Below are 15,055 nucleotides of genomic sequence, written 5' to 3' on the forward strand. Positions count from 1 at the left end.
ACCATGCGTATTAGCACCCAGATGATGTACGAGCAGAACATGCGGGGGATCACCGATTCCCAGAGCAGGTGGCTGAGCTACGGTGAACAAATGTCCACCGGCAAACGCGTGAACCGCCCGTCGGACGACCCGATCGCGGCGTCGCAGGCTATCGTGCTGTCGCAGTCTCAGTCGCAGAACAGCCAGTTTGCGCTGGCGCGTACCTTTGCGACCCAAAAGGTATCGCTGGAAGATAACGTGTTATCTCAGGTTGATACGGCGCTCTCAGGCGTGCGCGAAAAGCTCGTCTACGCCGCAAACGGTACGCTCAGCGATGACGATCGTCTTTCGCTGGCAACCGACCTCCAGGGCCTTCGCGATCAGCTGATGAACCTGGCAAACACCACCGACGGCAACGGCCGCTATATTTTTGCCGGGTACAAGACGGAAAGCGCGCCGTTTGATGCCGCAACGGGCGATTACAGCGGTGGCACTGAGGCCATCACCCAGCAGGTGGATACGGCGCGCAACATGACCATCAGCCATACCGGCACGCAAATTTTCGACAGCATTACCAGCAATGCGCAGGAGCTTCCCGGGGGCGGATACGGTGAAACCAACATGTTCAAGATCCTCGACGGCGCGATTGCCTCGCTAAAAACGCCGATTGAAAACGATCCGGCGGCCGCGGCTGCACAGGGCCAGGTTATCGCCAACTCGCAGGTCGGCATCAAGAACGCGCAGAACAACGTCCTGACGGTCGTGGCTGACGTGGGTACCAAGATGAGCGAGCTGGAAAAGCTGGACACCCTGGGCGATGACCGCGCGCTGGGTCAAACGCAGCAGATGAGTGACCTGGTGGAAGTCGACTGGAACGCGGCGATTTCTTCCTACACCATGCAGCAGGCGGCGCTGCAGGCATCCTATAAGGCGTTCAGCGATATGCAGGGCATGTCCCTTTTCCAGCTGAATAAATAAGGTTTGACCTCTTAGAACATGTCTTGAAACTGGACATGTTTTGTCTGCCCAATCCGGTGCGCTGGATTGGGCATTTTTTTATGCAACGTCTGCCTGGGCGGATGCGACGCGGGCGTTTTCAATCAGGCGGATTGCCAGCGCGATCCCCCCGCAAAGCGTCGCCAGCGCGACAACGCCGGACCAGCCCGCAAGGGTATAAATCTTGCTCCCTGCCGCAGAGCCTAGCGCCATCCCGATAAACACCACCGTAAACAAGACCGCGTTAAGGCGACCACGGGCCTGCGGCTCAAGGCTATAGACCAGATTCTGGTGAGCCACCAGGCTTGACTGCAGGCCGAGATCGAAGCCCACGGCGGAAACGGCGATCAGGGCAAGCTGTCCATAAACGCTAAGCCAGGGCATGGCAAACATCAGCGCAAAGGAGACGGTCACCAGCGCGGCACCCAGCTGCGTGACTTTTCCTGCGCCCAGCCTGTCGGCCAGGCCACCGGCAAGAGGCGCCGTGAGCGCGCCTGCCGCACCTGCAATCCCAAAGCCGCCCGCTACGGCGCTGCCCATGTGATAGCGTTCAAGCAGCATCACCGCCAGCGTTGACCAAAATGCGCTGAAGGCGATCGAGAGAAAGCCCTGCGCCAGCGCCGCACGGCGCAGCGCCGGATAGCGGCGCCACAGATGCGCCATTGAGTGCATCAGCGCGGGGTAGCTCAGCGTTGAATGGACGGCAAAGCGGGGGAGAACGGCCCACATCACGACGCCAACAGAGGCAATGCTCGCGGCGGCCAGCTGGTACATCAGCCGCCAGCTAAACGCTTCGCCGACGACGCCGCTGACGGTCCTGGAGAGCAAAATCCCGAGCAGCAGGCCGGTCATCACCGTACCGACGGTTTTGCCCTGCTGACCTTCCGGGGCAAGGATGGCGGCGGCGGGAACGATATCCTGCGCCATGGTCGCGGCCATCCCGATAAGCAGGCTCGCCAGCAGCAGCGAATGCAGCTGCCCGGTCAGGCTACAGCCCAGCAGAAAAAGCGCCAGCGCCGCGCTTTTTATCAGAATTAACGTTCGGCGGTCGTGGCGGTCGCCAAGCGGCAGCAGGAAGAGAATGCCGAACGCATAGCCCGCCTGGGTGAGCGTTGGAACCATCCCCATGCCTTCAATGCTCAGGTGCAGATCGCTGCCCATCAGCGGCAGCAGGGGCTGAGCGTAGTAAATGGATGCCACGCTAAAACCGGCGCCCAGCGCCAGCATGAAAATGACCCAGCGGCTGACGGCGCGGGGGGACGTTGTGGTGTTCATAAGGCGTTCCTCAATCAGAATGTGAGGGGATTTTTCACCAAAGCGCATTGCGGCGGTAGAGGGCCCGGTGGTAAAACGCTTATACGTTTAACGTATGGCAGTGAAATAAATGAAGCGAATAGAACGTATAGACAGGGTGGAGCTGATGCGCACCTTCGTGCGCATCGTCGAGGCAGGCTCGCTTTCGGCGGCGGCCAGGCAGCTTGAGACAACGCAGGCAACGGTGAGCAGACGGTTGCAGTCGCTGGAAACGCTGCTGGGGGTCCGGCTGCTGCTGCGTACAACCCACACCACGCGGCTGACCGATGACGGAGAACGCTGCTATCAGCACGCGCGGCGGGTGATAGACAGCTGGCTGGCGCTGGAGGATGAAGTCGCCCATGCTGAAGACGAGCCGGTCGGCGTGCTGCGGGTGCGTGCGCCGCACGCCTTTGGGCAGGATCAGCTTTTGGCTCCGCTAACCGAATTTTTGCAGCGCTACCCTCAGCTGTCCGTCGAATGGGTGCTCAATGACAGCTCCGTGGATTTTCTGGGCGATAACCTTGACTGCGCTATCCGCGTGGGCGCCGACGTTGACCCTGCGACGGTCTCCGTGCTGCTGGCTGAAGTGCCGCGTTCGGTAGTGGCCTCTCCAGAACTCCTCGCGCGCGCTCCCGCGATTAACGGGCCTGAGGATCTCGAGGCGCTGCCGTGGGTTGCCATTAGCACCTTTTATCAGCGGCACATAGAGCTTTTCAACGGCGAGTTGAATCAGGCGCGTCGGCTGACGATCGTCCCGCGCCTGAGCACGGACAGCCTGTACGTGGCGCGTAAGACCGCGCTGACCGGACTGGGTGCTGCGGTGGTGTCGAGCTGGGCGGTTAAAGAGGATATTGAGGCGGGAAGGCTGGTGCACGTGCTGCCCGAATGGCAGCCGTCGGCTCTGCCGGTGCATCTGGTCTACCCGTGGTCACGCTACTATCCCGCGCGCCTGCGGCTTTTCCTGGAGATGATGCGAACGGTGATGCCGGAGATTGCCGGGATGAGGTCGGCCGGGAAAGGGCAATAAAAAAGCCGACCCGAAGGTCGGCTTTTCACGCTACGGTCGCTTAGTCAACGGACTGTGGGCGGGTAGCCGGAGCGGTCGCCTGGTGCGTTGCGCTGTGACCACCCGCGGAACCTTTACCGTCGAAGTTAAAGCCAGGGCGCACCCAGTCGCTGTGGCGCGGCGCTTCCGGCACATACTCTGGTGCTGGCGCGCGCGTCATCGGGGCGCTAGCCACGCGAGCCGCAGCTGCAACAACCGGCTCAGGCTTCACTTCCGGCGCTTTCACTTCCACTGGCGCAGGTTCACGAACCGGTTCAACGACAACCTCGACCGGCTGAACAACTTCCTCAACGGCGGTTTCAACGACTGCTTCAGGGGTTTCCTCAACCGGCGCGGCAGGTTGAACCTCTTCCACGATCTCTTCCGCTACTGCCGCATCTTCTTCGGCGATAATCTGCGGCGCGGCGTCGACCGGTGCTGCAATCACTTCAGGATGCGTCGTGTCCACTTCAACGGCCTGTGGAGCCGCTTCAACAACCTGTGGCTCAACCACGGTAGCGGTTTCCGTCTCAACCGCTTCAACCGCGGCAACCGGTGCAACCACCTCTTCGGTGACGGTCTGTTCTTCAACCGCCTGCTCAGGGCGAGCGACCGGGTAGCGGATCCAGACTTTACCCGAGGCCATTTCCGGGGATGCACAGGCGATGGTTAACGGCATCGGTGACTGAGTCGGGTAACGCTCGTCGCGGTAACGACGACGACGCTGGCCGCTCACGCGCAGATGGCGCGGAGAACGGCGTGAGCGACGCGGCATGCCCGCGTTTTCACGACCTTCACCGTTGTCATCCTGCTCAACGTTGCTTTCCACCACGGCTGGCAGATCGACCTTCGCAAGCTGGGTACTCTGTACGCTTTCGGCAGGCTCCGCGGCAATGACTGCAGTTTCTTCTACCTGCACTTCACCAATGCGAACTTTCTGCGCCAGCTGACGCTGCTTGCGGCGCGGCATGACCTGAGTACGTTCTTCCTGCTCGGCATCCTGCTGTTCAACAGGCGCTTCGCGATTCAGGTTTTTAACTTCCTGCTGAGCCTGACGCTTCTCGTCGTTGCGGCGACGGCTGCGCTCGCGGCGAGGCTGCTGCTCGTCACGCTGTTTGGTTTTTTCAGACTCATCGCCCGGCTGCTGGCGAACTTCGCGATCTTCAACGTTTTGCTGTTGCTTCTCGCGACGGTTACGGCGGTTCTCTTCGCGCTGCTCGCGGCCTTCGCTGTTGTCTGAACGGTTGTCACGACGCTCGTTGCGATCGCCGCGTTCGTTACGGTCATTGCGGTCGTTACGATCGCGACGGTTGTTCTGACGCTTGCGGCGATCCTGCTGACGTTCCGGCTTGGCTTCTTTTGGCGCTTCTTTTGGTTGCTCCGCCTGAGGCTCTTCACCCGCAAACATCTTCTTCAGCGCGCCGAAGAGGCGGCTCAGCAGGCCAGGCTGTTTTGGCTGTGCTTTTGCAGCCGATGCGGCAGGTTTCTGCGCGGCAGGCTTAGCGGCTGGTTTTTCCAGCACGGCTTCCGGCGGCGCTTCCGGCATGATGAAGGTTGCCAGTGCAGGCTGCTCAGGCAATTTACGCTCGGCAGGCTCGTCATCGGATGGCAGCGCCATCTCTTCTTCATGCAGCTTCGGCAGCAGGTAGCTGAGCGTGCTGGTCTCTTCACCTTTACGCACGCGCAGAACGTGGTAATGCGGAGTTTGCATCTCGTCGTTTGGCACGATGATGCAGCGAACGCCGCCCTGACGCGATTCGATTGCGCTCACCGCCGCACGCTTTTCGTTCAGCAGATATGAGGCCACCGGCACAGGGACAATGGCGTGAACCTCTTTGGTGTTCTCTTTCAGCGCTTCTTCTTCAATCAGACGCAGAATGGAAAGGGAAAGGGATTCGTTGTCGCGAACGGTACCCGTACCGGAACAGCGCGGGCATACGTGGTGGCTGGACTCACCCAGCGACGGGCTCAGACGCTGACGGGACATCTCCAGCAGGCCAAAGCGAGAGATATGGCTGATCTGGATACGCGCACGGTCCTGGCGCACCGCTTCGCGCAGGCGATTTTCAACCGCGCGCTGGTGGCGAACCGGGGTCATGTCGATGAAGTCGATAACAATCAGACCGCCCAGGTCGCGCAGGCGGAGCTGGCGGGCAATTTCATCAGCGGCTTCAAGGTTGGTGTTGAAGGCCGTCTCTTCGATATCGCCACCGCGCGTCGCGCGGGCGGAGTTGATGTCGATAGCGGTCAGCGCTTCGGTAGTATCAATAACGATAGAACCGCCGGACGGCAGACGCACTTCGCGCTGGAAGGCGGACTCAATCTGGGATTCAATCTGATAGTGGCTGAACAGCGGGATTTCACCGGTGTACAGCTTAATTTTGCTGGTGAAATCAGGACGACCCAGCGCGGCGATGTGCTGGCGAGCCAGCTCGAGCACTTTCGGGTTATCAATCAGAATTTCGCCGATGTCCTGACGCAGATAATCGCGGAAGGCACGTACGATAACGTTGCTTTCCTGGTGGATCAGGAATGGAGCAGGGCGGCTTTCCGCTGCTTTCTGGATAGCTTCCCAGTGCTTCAGGCGGAAGCTGAGGTCCCACTGCAGCGCTTCGGCAGATTTGCCGACGCCCGCGGTACGCACGATAAGCCCCATGCCGTCTGGCAGCTCGAGGCTAGCCAGCGCTTCTTTCAGCTCGGTACGGTCATCACCTTCGATACGGCGTGAGATACCGCCCGCACGCGGGTTGTTTGGCATCAGAACCAGATAGCTCCCCGCCAGGCTGATAAAGGTGGTCAGCGCGGCACCTTTGTTGCCACGCTCTTCTTTATCGATCTGAACGATAACTTCCTGGCCTTCGCGCAGTACATCTTTGATGTTCGGACGACCGTGGGCGTTATAGTTGGAAGGGAAATATTCGCGGGCGATTTCTTTCAGAGGGAGGAAACCATGACGCTCAGCACCGTAATCGACAAATGCAGCTTCAAGGCTTGGTTCAATGCGGGTGATTTTGCCTTTGTAAATGTTCGCTTTTTTCTGTTCGTGTCCAGGACTTTCGATATCCAGATCGTACAGGCGCTGCCCATCCACAAGGGCGACACGCAACTCTTCTTGCTGAGTTGCGTTGATTAACATTCTTTTCATCGTAACTTACTCGTTATTCTTACATTGACGACAAAGCTGCGGGCAAGGTGACGCTGTCCGGGGTATGAACCGATGGCCTCGTGACTATTCACGTCGCCAACCTCACGGTTGTCGCTCGCTTAAGAGGCGCAAAGTGTCGGTTGCCTGTATTTCATACGGAAATACAGCGCATTTATCAGGGGAATTGCCTGGGAACACTCTCCAGAAAACAATCCTTATACCGGGAAGTACTGCAACCCGCAGCCCGCTAACTGCCTGAAAGATCAATACGTCTTACGCCATTGCTGCGTGGATGATCGGTCAGACAAAATTGGTCATTCCGTCGATTTCCTTACTTAACCAGGATTTAACACGGAAAACGGGTTCATTATTCCATTGCTCGCCGGGTTATAGCAAGATGACTTTTACCAATTATCACCCGGTTACTCACAGTTTCTCCACTTCACGGTAGTGATTGGTTTAATAACCACCAAATCGATTGCGCGAAACGAGGGGCAGGCCGGATAAAAGTAAATATAAGCATAGAAAAATGAGTGGCGCTAATGCCTGACGATATTTAGAATCGCCAACCATGAAAACAGAGACTCCAGCCGTAAAAATGGTTGCGATCGCGGATGACTACGCGGGGCAACGTATCGATAACTTTTTGCGCACCCAGCTTAAAGGCGTGCCAAAAAGTATGATCTATCGCATCCTGCGCAAGGGCGAGGTGCGGGTGAATAAAAAGCGCGTCAAGCCAGAGTATAAGCTTGAGGCGGGTGATGAAGTGCGTATTCCGCCGGTGCGCGTCGCCGAGCGAGAAGAAGAAGCGGTATCGCCTAAGCTGCAGAAGGTTGCGGCGCTGAGCGACGTTATCCTTTATGAAGACGACCACATCCTGGTGCTGAACAAACCGTCCGGCACGGCAGTGCACGGCGGCAGCGGGCTAAGCTTTGGCGTGATAGAAGGCCTGCGCGCGTTGCGCCCGGAAGCGCGCTTCCTGGAGCTTGTCCACCGTCTTGACCGCGACACCTCCGGCGTGCTGCTGGTGGCGAAAAAGCGTTCCGCGCTGCGCTCCCTTCATGAGCAGCTTCGCGAAAAGGGGATGCAGAAAGATTATCTGGCGCTGGTTCGCGGCCAGTGGCAGTCCCACGTTAAAGTGGTGCAGGCTCCGCTGTTGAAAAATATTTTGCAGAGCGGCGAGCGCATCGTGCGGGTGAATCAGGAAGGTAAACCGTCCGAGACGCGCTTTAAGGTTGAAGAACGGTACGAGTTTGCCACCCTTGTGCGCTGTAGCCCCGTTACGGGCAGAACCCACCAGATCCGCGTGCATACCCAGTTTGCCGGGCATCCGATTGCGTTTGACGACCGCTATGGCGATCGCGAGTTTGACAAGCAGCTGGCGGGGACGGGGCTTTCACGACTGTTCCTGCATGCGGCCGCGCTGAAGTTTACCCATCCGAATACCGGAGAAATCATCCGTATCGAAGCGCCGCTGGATGAGCAGTTGAAACGCTGCCTGAAGGTTTTACGCGGCTAAACGTGTGCCGGGTGGCGCTGCGCTTACCCGGCCTACATGTTTTCCTTTCTCTCTCTGTGGGTGAGGGCATCAGGCAGCAACGGTCACACCGTCAGCGGATTATACTCTTCTCGTCGCAACATCTGGCACAGCGCGATCAACGGCAAGCCAACCAGCGTATTCGGATCGCGCCCGTCCAGCTTATCGAACAGCGCAATCCCCAATCCTTCACTTTTAAAACTTCCCGCGCAGTTCAGCGGCCGTTCCCTGCGCACGTAGTCTACAATCTCCTGCTCGCTGAGGTGGCGGAAGTGGACGTCAAAGGGCTCGCATTCGGTTTGCAAGTGCCCGACGGCGGAGTTATAGAGCGCAAGTCCGGTATAAAAGGTGACGATGCTGCCGCGGGCGCGCATAAGCTGCCTGCAGGCATTCTCTTCGGTATGCGGCTTGCCGGTGATTTCGCCGTCCAGCACACAGACCTGATCCGAGCCTATAATCAGATGGGCGGGATAGCGTGCGGCCAGCGATTGTGCCTTTTCCTGCGCCAGGCGGGTCACCAGATGACGCGGTGATTCCCCTGGCTGCGGCGTTTCGTCAACCTCAGGCGCTGCGCATTCAAATGGAATGCCGAGCTTTTCCAGCAGCATTCTGCGGTAGGGTGACGTGGAGGCGAGAACGAGATTTGGCATATTTTTATCACCAGATATAGCGTATCGATGCCAGCCATTTTAAACTACAGGCCGCAATGTGTGCGAATAATTGGCAAAAGGCAGCTGTGGTTGCCTTTTTCTTTGACTCTATGACGTTACAAAGTTAATATGCGCGCCCTATGCAAAAGGTAAAATTACCCCTGACTCTTGATCCGGTACGTACGGCTCAAAAACGCCTCGATTACGAAGGTATCTATTCTTCCGATCAGGCTGAGCGTATTGCCGCATCTGTAGTCAGTGTGGACAGTGATGTGGAATGCTCCATGTCGTTTGCTATCGATAACCAGCGCCTTGCCGTTTTAACCGGTGATGCAAAGGTGACGGTAACGCTCGAATGTCAGCGTTGCGGGAAACCGTTCACACAGCATGTTCACACAACGTATTGTTTTAGCCCGGTTCGTTCCGACGAACAGGCTGAAGCACTCCCGGAAGCGTATGAGCCGATTGAGGTTAACGAATTCGGTGAAATCGATCTGCTGGCAGTGGTTGAAGATGAAGTCATCCTCGCCTTGCCGGTAGTTCCGGTGCATGATTCTGAACACTGTGAAGTGTCCGAGGCGGACATGGTCTTTGGGGAACTGCCTGATGAAGCGCAAAAACCAAACCCATTTGCCGTATTAGCCAGCTTAAAGCGTAAGTAATTGAGGAGTAAGGTCCATGGCCGTACAACAGAATAAACCAACCCGTTCCAAACGTGGCATGCGTCGTTCCCATGACGCGCTGACCGCAGTTACCAGCCTGTCTGTAGACAAGACTTCTGGTGAGAAACACCTGCGTCACCACATCACCGCTGACGGTTTCTACCGCGGCCGCAAGGTTATCACTAAGTAATCACGCGCAAGCGTGATTAGGCTTAGTGAGGGTTTCCCCGTGAAAGCGGGGAACATACCGAACCAGGCTGCGACGATACCTTGACACGTCTAACCCTGGCGTTAGATGTCATGGGGGGAGATTTTGGTCCCTCCGTGACAGTGCCTGCAGCATTGCAGGCACTGAATTCTAATTCGCAACTCACACTTCTTTTAGTCGGTAATCCCGACACAATCACGCCATTACTCGCAAAAGCTGACTTCGAACAACGTTCGCGTCTGCAGATTATCCCTGCGCAGTCAGTTATTGCCAGTGATGCAAGGCCATCGCAGGCTATACGCAATAGCCGCGGCAGCTCAATGCGAATGGCGCTTGAGCTGGTGAAAGAAGGGCGAGCGCAGGCTTGCGTCAGCGCGGGGAATACCGGCGCGCTGATGGGGCTGTCTAAATTACTGCTCAAGCCGATAGAGGGCATTGAGCGACCCGCGCTGGTGACGGTGTTACCGCACCAGCAAAAGGGTAAAACGGTGGTGCTCGATCTGGGCGCTAACGTGGATTGTGATAGTACAATGCTGGCGCAGTTTGCCGTTATGGGCTCGGTGCTGGCGGAAGAAGTGGTCGGAATCACCGCGCCTCGCGTGGCGTTGCTAAACATTGGTGAAGAAGAGACGAAAGGCCTGGACAGTATTCGCGATGCAGCGGAAATACTCAAGCAGGTGCCGTCCATCAACTATATTGGTTATCTCGAAGCCAATGAGTTGCTGACGGGCAAAACGGATGTATTGGTCTGTGATGGCTTCACCGGGAACGTGACGTTGAAGACCATGGAAGGGGTCGTACGAATGTTTCTCTCTCTGCTTAAATCGCAGGGAGAAGGGAAAAAAAGGTCCTGGTGGCTGATTTTATTAAAGCGTTGGTTACAAAAAAGCCTGACGCGGCGATTCAGTCACCTCAACCCCGACCAGTATAATGGCGCCTGTCTGTTAGGATTGCGCGGTATCGTGATTAAGAGTCATGGTGCGGCCAATCAGCGAGCTTTTACCGTCGCAATTGAACAGGCAGTGCAGGCGGTGCAGCGACAAGTCCCACAGCGGATTGCCGCTCGCCTGGAATCTGTATTAGCTAAAAGTGACTGAGCGTACATGTATACGAAGATTTTAGGTACCGGCAGCTACCTGCCAAAACAAGTGCGTACCAACGCCGATCTGGAAAAAATGGTAGATACGTCTGACGAGTGGATTGTCACGCGCACAGGTATCCGTGAACGTCGTATTGCCGCGCCAGACGAAACCGTGTCGACCATGGGTTACGAAGCCGCACAGCGCGCTATCGAGATGGCCGGCATAGATAAAGAACACATCGGCCTGATCGTCGTTGCGACGACTTCTGCCACACACGCGTTCCCGAGCGCAGCCTGCCAGGTACAAAACATGCTGGGCATTAAAGGCTGCCCGGCGTTTGACGTTGCCGCGGCGTGTGCCGGTTTCACCTATGCGCTGAGCATTGCTGATCAGTACGTTAAGTCCGGCTCGGTAAAATACGCGCTGGTGATCGGTGCCGACGTGCTGGCGCGCACCTGCGATCCTACCGATCGCGGAACGATCATTATTTTCGGTGATGGTGCAGGCGCAGTGCTGCTGGGGCAGTCTGATGAGCCGGGTATCATCTCCACGCATCTGCATGCCGATGGCCGCTATGGTGATTTACTGACGCTGCCTAACGCCGATCGCGTTAACCCGGATAACTCCATTTACCTGACAATGGCAGGTAATGAAGTGTTCAAGGTAGCAGTAACCGAGCTTGCGCACATCGTTGAAGAGACGCTGGAAGCGAACAATCTTGAGCGCTCCGCGCTTGACTGGCTGGTGCCGCACCAGGCTAACCTGCGTATTATCAGTGCGACCGCCAAAAAACTGGGCATGTCGATGGATAACGTTGTGGTGACGCTGGATCGTCACGGCAACACCTCTGCGGCGTCGGTACCGTGCGCGTTTGATGAAGCGGTACGCGATGGACGAATTAAACGAGGCCAGCTGGTCTTGCTTGAAGCCTTCGGTGGTGGTTTCACCTGGGGCTCCGCACTGGTTCGTTTCTAGAATAAGGATAAAAAGATGACGCAATTTGCTTTTGTCTTCCCGGGCCAAGGTTCTCAAACCGTTGGGATGTTGTCTGAAATGGCAGCAAACTATCCGGTCATTGAAGAGACATTCCGTGAAGCTTCCGATGCGCTGGGCTATGATCTGTGGGCATTGACCCAGCAGGGGCCGGCTGAAGAGCTGAATAAAACCTGGCAGACCCAGCCAGCGCTGCTGACCGCATCCGTTGCGCTGTGGCGCGTTTGGCAGCAGCAGGGCGGCAAAGCACCAGCGCTGCTTGCCGGTCACAGCCTGGGTGAATACTCTGCGCTGGTGTGTGCTGGCGTAATCGCGTTTGCCGACGCGGTGCGTCTGGTTGAAATGCGCGGTAAGTTCATGCAGGAAGCGGTACCAGAAGGAACGGGCGGCATGTCTGCCATCATCGGTCTGGACGATGCGGCGATTGCGAAAGCCTGTGAAGAATCTGCCGAAGGGCAGGTGGTTTCTCCGGTCAACTTTAACTCGCCGGGCCAGGTGGTGATCGCCGGTCATAAAGAAGCGGTTGAACGTGCGGGCGCGGCCTGTAAAGCAGCAGGCGCGAAGCGTGCGCTGCCCCTGCCTGTGAGCGTGCCGTCTCACTGTGCGCTGATGAAGCCAGCGGCCGATAAGCTGGCGATCGAGCTGGAAAAAATCACCTTCAACGCACCGACGATTTCGGTCGTGAATAACGTCGATGTGAAATGCGAAACCACCCCGGAAGCCATCCGTGATGCGCTGGTTCGCCAGCTCTACAGCCCGGTACAGTGGACCAAAACCGTTGAGTTTATGGCTTCTCAGGGCGTTGAGCATCTGTATGAAGTTGGCCCTGGTAAGGTCCTCACCGGTCTGACTAAACGTATTGTTGACACCCTGACTGCCTCGGCGATTAACGAGCCGGAAGCGATGTCAGCGGCACTCTCGCAATAAAAGAGGAATACCATGAGTTTTGAAGGAAAAATCGCGCTGGTAACCGGCGCAAGCCGCGGTATCGGGCGTGCAATTGCTGAAACACTGGTTGCGCGCGGCGCGACAGTGATTGGTACAGCAACCAGCGAGAATGGCGCTAAGGCCATCAGCGACTATTTGGGTGCGAACGGTAAAGGTCTGGTCCTGAATGTGACCGAGCCTGCATCCATCGAATCTGTACTGGAAAATATTCGCGCAGAGTTTGGTGAAGTGGATATTCTGGTTAATAATGCCGGGATCACTCGCGACAACCTGCTGATGCGAATGAAAGATGATGAGTGGAACGATATTATCGAAACCAATCTTTCATCTGTATTCCGCCTGTCAAAAGCGGTAATGCGCGCTATGATGAAAAAGCGTCATGGTCGCATTATCACTGTTGGTTCTGTGGTTGGTACCATGGGAAATGCTGGTCAGGCTAACTACGCTGCGGCGAAAGCGGGTCTGATCGGTTTCAGTAAGTCGCTGGCGCGTGAAGTTGCGTCCCGCGGTATTACTGTAAACGTTGTTGCTCCGGGCTTTATTGAAACGGACATGACGCGTGCGCTGACTGATGATCAGCGTGCGGGTACGCTGGCGGCAGTTCCGGCGGGTCGTCTTGGCGACCCTAAAGAAATCGCCAGCGCGGTTGCATTTTTAGCCTCTGACGAAGCGGGTTACATCACTGGTGAAACCCTCCACGTCAACGGCGGGATGTACATGGTTTAATCACGATCGAAAATATTTGCGTTATGAGGGCGAATGGCCTCAAAATAACGTAAAATCGTGGTAAGAACTGCCGGGATTTAGTTGCAAATTTTTCAACATTTTATACACTACGAAAACCATCGCGAAAGCGAGTTTTGATAGGAAATTTAAGAGTATGAGCACTATCGAAGAACGCGTTAAGAAAATTATCGGCGAGCAGCTGGGCGTTAAGCAGGAAGAAGTTGTGAACTCCGCTTCCTTCGTTGAAGACCTGGGCGCAGATTCTCTTGACACCGTTGAGCTGGTAATGGCTCTGGAAGAAGAGTTTGATACTGAGATTCCGGACGAAGAAGCTGAGAAAATCACCACCGTTCAGGCTGCCATTGATTACATCAACGGTCACCAGGCGTAAGTGAACATCTCCAGGCGGTCATTCGACCGCCTGAGTTTTATCTTTTTTAGTCCCACGAATCTCTTTTTTTTATCCCTCCCTGGAGGACAAACGTGTCTAAGCGTCGTGTAGTTGTGACCGGACTTGGCATGTTGTCTCCTGTCGGCAATACCGTAGAGTCCACCTGGAAAGCTCTCCTTGCCGGTCAGAGCGGCATCAGCCTAATCGACCATTTCGATACTAGCGCCTATGCAACGAAATTTGCTGGCTTAGTAAAGGATTTTAACTGTGAAGAGATCATCTCGCGCAAAGAGCAGCGCAAGATGGATGCCTTCATTCAATATGGAATTGTCGCTGGCGTTCAGGCCATGCAGGATTCTGGCCTTGAAATTACGGAAGAGAACGCAACCCGTATTGGCGCCGCTATCGGCTCCGGGATTGGCGGTCTTGGCCTGATCGAGGAAAACCATACGTCTCTGATGAATGGTGGTCCGCGTAAAATCAGCCCGTTCTTCGTTCCGTCCACGATTGTTAACATGGTGGCAGGTCACCTGACCATCATGTTTGGCCTGCGTGGTCCAAGCATTTCTATCGCTACCGCCTGTACGTCCGGCGTGCACAATATCGGCCAGGCCGCGCGCATGATTGCGTACGGTGATGCTGATGCGATGGTTGCGGGCGGCGCAGAAAAAGCCAGTACCCCGCTTGGCGTGGGCGGCTTTGGCGCAGCGCGTGCGCTGTCTACCCGGAACGATAACCCTCAGGCGGCGAGCCGTCCGTGGGATAAAGATCGTGACGGTTTCGTGCTCGGCGACGGTGCGGGCATGCTCGTGCTGGAAGAGTATGAACACGCGAAAAAGCGCGGCGCGAAAATGTATGCTGAAGTCGTTGGCTTTGGTATGAGTAGCGATGCTTACCACATGACGTCACCTCCAGAAAACGGCGCGGGTGCTGCGCTGGCGATGGAAAACGCGATCCGCGATGCCGGCATCACGCCTGCACAGATTGGCTACGTCAACGCGCACGGCACGTCGACGCCGGCAGGCGATAAAGCAGAAGCGCAGGCTGTGAAGTCTATCTTCGGCGAATCTGCCCGCAGCGTAATGGTCAGTTCCACGAAATCCATGACCGGTCACCTGTTGGGTGCCGCAGGTGCGGTTGAGTCTATCTACTCAATCCTTGCGCTGCGCGATCAGGCCGTACCGCCAACCATCAACCTGGATAACCCGGATGAAGGTTGCGATTTGGACTTCGTTCCACATGAAGCGCGTCAGGTGAGCGGAATGGAATACACCCTGTGTAACTCCTTCGGCTTTGGTGGTACCAACGGTTCACTGATCTTCAAAAAGATCTGAGCCTGACTGCCCGATGGCTATTAAAAAGGTCCGCTTGTCGGGCCTTTTTTATTAAGCCCTGTC

Annotated in this window: 14 protein-coding genes; 11 read left to right on the forward strand and 3 right to left on the reverse strand. The window is 56.5% G+C overall.

Annotation, left to right across the window (positions count from 1 at the left end; all coding sequences use genetic code 11):
* Positions 1 to 3 precede the first annotated feature (3 nt).
* Positions 4 to 957 carry a flagellar hook-associated protein FlgL gene (gene flgL / locus DBY73_RS00845; protein ID WP_112009343.1) on the forward strand — a complete coding sequence of 318 codons (954 nt, stop codon included), beginning with the start codon at positions 4 to 6 and terminating at the stop codon, positions 955 to 957.
* Positions 958 to 1,035: 78 nt separating this feature from the next.
* On the opposite strand, the gene DBY73_RS00850 is transcribed toward flgL, so the two are convergent.
* The gene (locus DBY73_RS00850) at positions 1,036 to 2,250 is read right to left on the reverse strand and encodes an MFS transporter (RefSeq protein WP_112009344.1); all 1,215 of its coding nucleotides are present in this window, start codon (positions 2,248 to 2,250) and stop codon (positions 1,036 to 1,038) included.
* Between the two features lie 109 nt (positions 2,251 to 2,359).
* Here DBY73_RS00850 and DBY73_RS00855 point away from each other — a divergent pair, with 109 nt between their 5' ends.
* Positions 2,360 to 3,298 (forward strand): LysR family transcriptional regulator, encoded by a 939-nt coding sequence (locus DBY73_RS00855; protein WP_112009345.1) that lies wholly within the window; start codon positions 2,360 to 2,362, stop codon positions 3,296 to 3,298.
* Positions 3,299 to 3,338: 40 nt separating this feature from the next.
* On the opposite strand, the gene rne is transcribed toward DBY73_RS00855, so the two are convergent.
* Complete coding sequence (gene rne, locus DBY73_RS00860) at positions 3,339 to 6,461, reverse strand: ribonuclease E (RefSeq protein WP_112009346.1); 3,123 nt, start codon at positions 6,459 to 6,461, stop codon at positions 3,339 to 3,341.
* Positions 6,462 to 7,032: 571 nt separating this feature from the next.
* Between rne and rluC the strand changes: the two genes are divergently transcribed.
* Positions 7,033 to 7,980 (forward strand): 23S rRNA pseudouridine(955/2504/2580) synthase RluC, encoded by a 948-nt coding sequence (gene rluC / locus DBY73_RS00870; RefSeq protein WP_112009347.1) that lies wholly within the window; start codon positions 7,033 to 7,035, stop codon positions 7,978 to 7,980.
* Positions 7,981 to 8,063: 83 nt separating this feature from the next.
* On the opposite strand, the gene DBY73_RS00875 is transcribed toward rluC, so the two are convergent.
* The gene (locus DBY73_RS00875; RefSeq protein WP_112009348.1) at positions 8,064 to 8,648 is read right to left on the reverse strand and encodes a nucleoside triphosphate pyrophosphatase; all 585 of its coding nucleotides are present in this window, start codon (positions 8,646 to 8,648) and stop codon (positions 8,064 to 8,066) included.
* Between the two features lie 140 nt (positions 8,649 to 8,788).
* On the opposite strand from DBY73_RS00875, the gene yceD reads away from it, so the two are divergent.
* The 8 genes from yceD (at position 8,789) to fabF (ending at position 14,992) form a co-directional block, all read left to right on the forward strand.
* Positions 8,789 to 9,310: a 23S rRNA accumulation protein YceD gene (gene yceD / locus DBY73_RS00880; protein WP_112009349.1), complete on the forward strand. Its 522-nt coding sequence runs from the start codon at positions 8,789 to 8,791 to the stop codon at positions 9,308 to 9,310.
* Between the two features lie 16 nt (positions 9,311 to 9,326).
* Positions 9,327 to 9,500: a 50S ribosomal protein L32 gene (gene rpmF, locus DBY73_RS00885; protein WP_003857964.1), complete on the forward strand. Its 174-nt coding sequence runs from the start codon at positions 9,327 to 9,329 to the stop codon at positions 9,498 to 9,500.
* 80 nt (positions 9,501 to 9,580) lie between these two features.
* Entirely contained in the window at positions 9,581 to 10,615 is a 1,035-nt protein-coding gene (gene plsX, locus DBY73_RS00890; protein ID WP_112009350.1) for a phosphate acyltransferase PlsX, read from the forward strand.
* A gap of 6 nt (positions 10,616 to 10,621) precedes the next feature.
* Positions 10,622 to 11,575, forward strand: coding sequence for a beta-ketoacyl-ACP synthase III (locus DBY73_RS00895; RefSeq protein ID WP_112009351.1), 954 nt, complete (start codon positions 10,622 to 10,624; stop codon positions 11,573 to 11,575).
* Positions 11,576 to 11,590: 15 nt separating this feature from the next.
* On the forward strand, positions 11,591 to 12,520 hold the full coding sequence (gene fabD / locus DBY73_RS00900) for an ACP S-malonyltransferase (RefSeq protein ID WP_112009352.1): 930 nt from the start codon (positions 11,591 to 11,593) through the stop codon (positions 12,518 to 12,520).
* A 12-nt stretch (positions 12,521 to 12,532) separates the two neighbouring features.
* The gene (fabG, locus tag DBY73_RS00905) at positions 12,533 to 13,267 is read left to right on the forward strand and encodes a 3-oxoacyl-ACP reductase FabG (RefSeq protein ID WP_112009353.1); all 735 of its coding nucleotides are present in this window, start codon (positions 12,533 to 12,535) and stop codon (positions 13,265 to 13,267) included.
* A 154-nt stretch (positions 13,268 to 13,421) separates the two neighbouring features.
* A complete protein-coding gene (acpP, locus tag DBY73_RS00910; RefSeq protein WP_003857954.1) occupies positions 13,422 to 13,658 on the forward strand; it encodes an acyl carrier protein in 237 nt (78 codons plus the stop codon).
* Between the two features lie 92 nt (positions 13,659 to 13,750).
* A complete protein-coding gene (gene fabF / locus DBY73_RS00915; protein ID WP_112009354.1) occupies positions 13,751 to 14,992 on the forward strand; it encodes a beta-ketoacyl-ACP synthase II in 1,242 nt (413 codons plus the stop codon).
* Positions 14,993 to 15,055 lie beyond the last annotated feature (63 nt).

Source organism: Enterobacter sp. RIT418 (assembly GCF_003057745.1).
Lineage (GTDB): Bacteria > Pseudomonadota > Gammaproteobacteria > Enterobacterales > Enterobacteriaceae > Enterobacter.

What these genes read in the sequence shown, in the direction of transcription:
- flgL (WP_112009343.1), top strand. Translation starts at nt 4, where the DNA reads ATGCGTATTAGCACCCAGATGATGTACGAGCAGAACATGCGGGGGATC.
- DBY73_RS00850 (WP_112009344.1), bottom strand. Translation starts at nt 2,250, where the DNA reads ATGAACACCACAACGTCCCCCCGCGCCGTCAGCCGCTGGGTCATTTTC.
- DBY73_RS00855 (WP_112009345.1), top strand. Translation starts at nt 2,360, where the DNA reads ATGAAGCGAATAGAACGTATAGACAGGGTGGAGCTGATGCGCACCTTC.
- rne (WP_112009346.1), bottom strand. Translation starts at nt 6,461, where the DNA reads ATGAAAAGAATGTTAATCAACGCAACTCAGCAAGAAGAGTTGCGTGTC.
- rluC (WP_112009347.1), top strand. Translation starts at nt 7,033, where the DNA reads ATGAAAACAGAGACTCCAGCCGTAAAAATGGTTGCGATCGCGGATGAC.
- DBY73_RS00875 (WP_112009348.1), bottom strand. Translation starts at nt 8,648, where the DNA reads ATGCCAAATCTCGTTCTCGCCTCCACGTCACCCTACCGCAGAATGCTG.
- yceD (WP_112009349.1), top strand. Translation starts at nt 8,789, where the DNA reads ATGCAAAAGGTAAAATTACCCCTGACTCTTGATCCGGTACGTACGGCT.
- rpmF (WP_003857964.1), top strand. Translation starts at nt 9,327, where the DNA reads ATGGCCGTACAACAGAATAAACCAACCCGTTCCAAACGTGGCATGCGT.
- DBY73_RS00895 (WP_112009351.1), top strand. Translation starts at nt 10,622, where the DNA reads ATGTATACGAAGATTTTAGGTACCGGCAGCTACCTGCCAAAACAAGTG.
- fabD (WP_112009352.1), top strand. Translation starts at nt 11,591, where the DNA reads ATGACGCAATTTGCTTTTGTCTTCCCGGGCCAAGGTTCTCAAACCGTT.
- fabG (WP_112009353.1), top strand. Translation starts at nt 12,533, where the DNA reads ATGAGTTTTGAAGGAAAAATCGCGCTGGTAACCGGCGCAAGCCGCGGT.
- acpP (WP_003857954.1), top strand. Translation starts at nt 13,422, where the DNA reads ATGAGCACTATCGAAGAACGCGTTAAGAAAATTATCGGCGAGCAGCTG.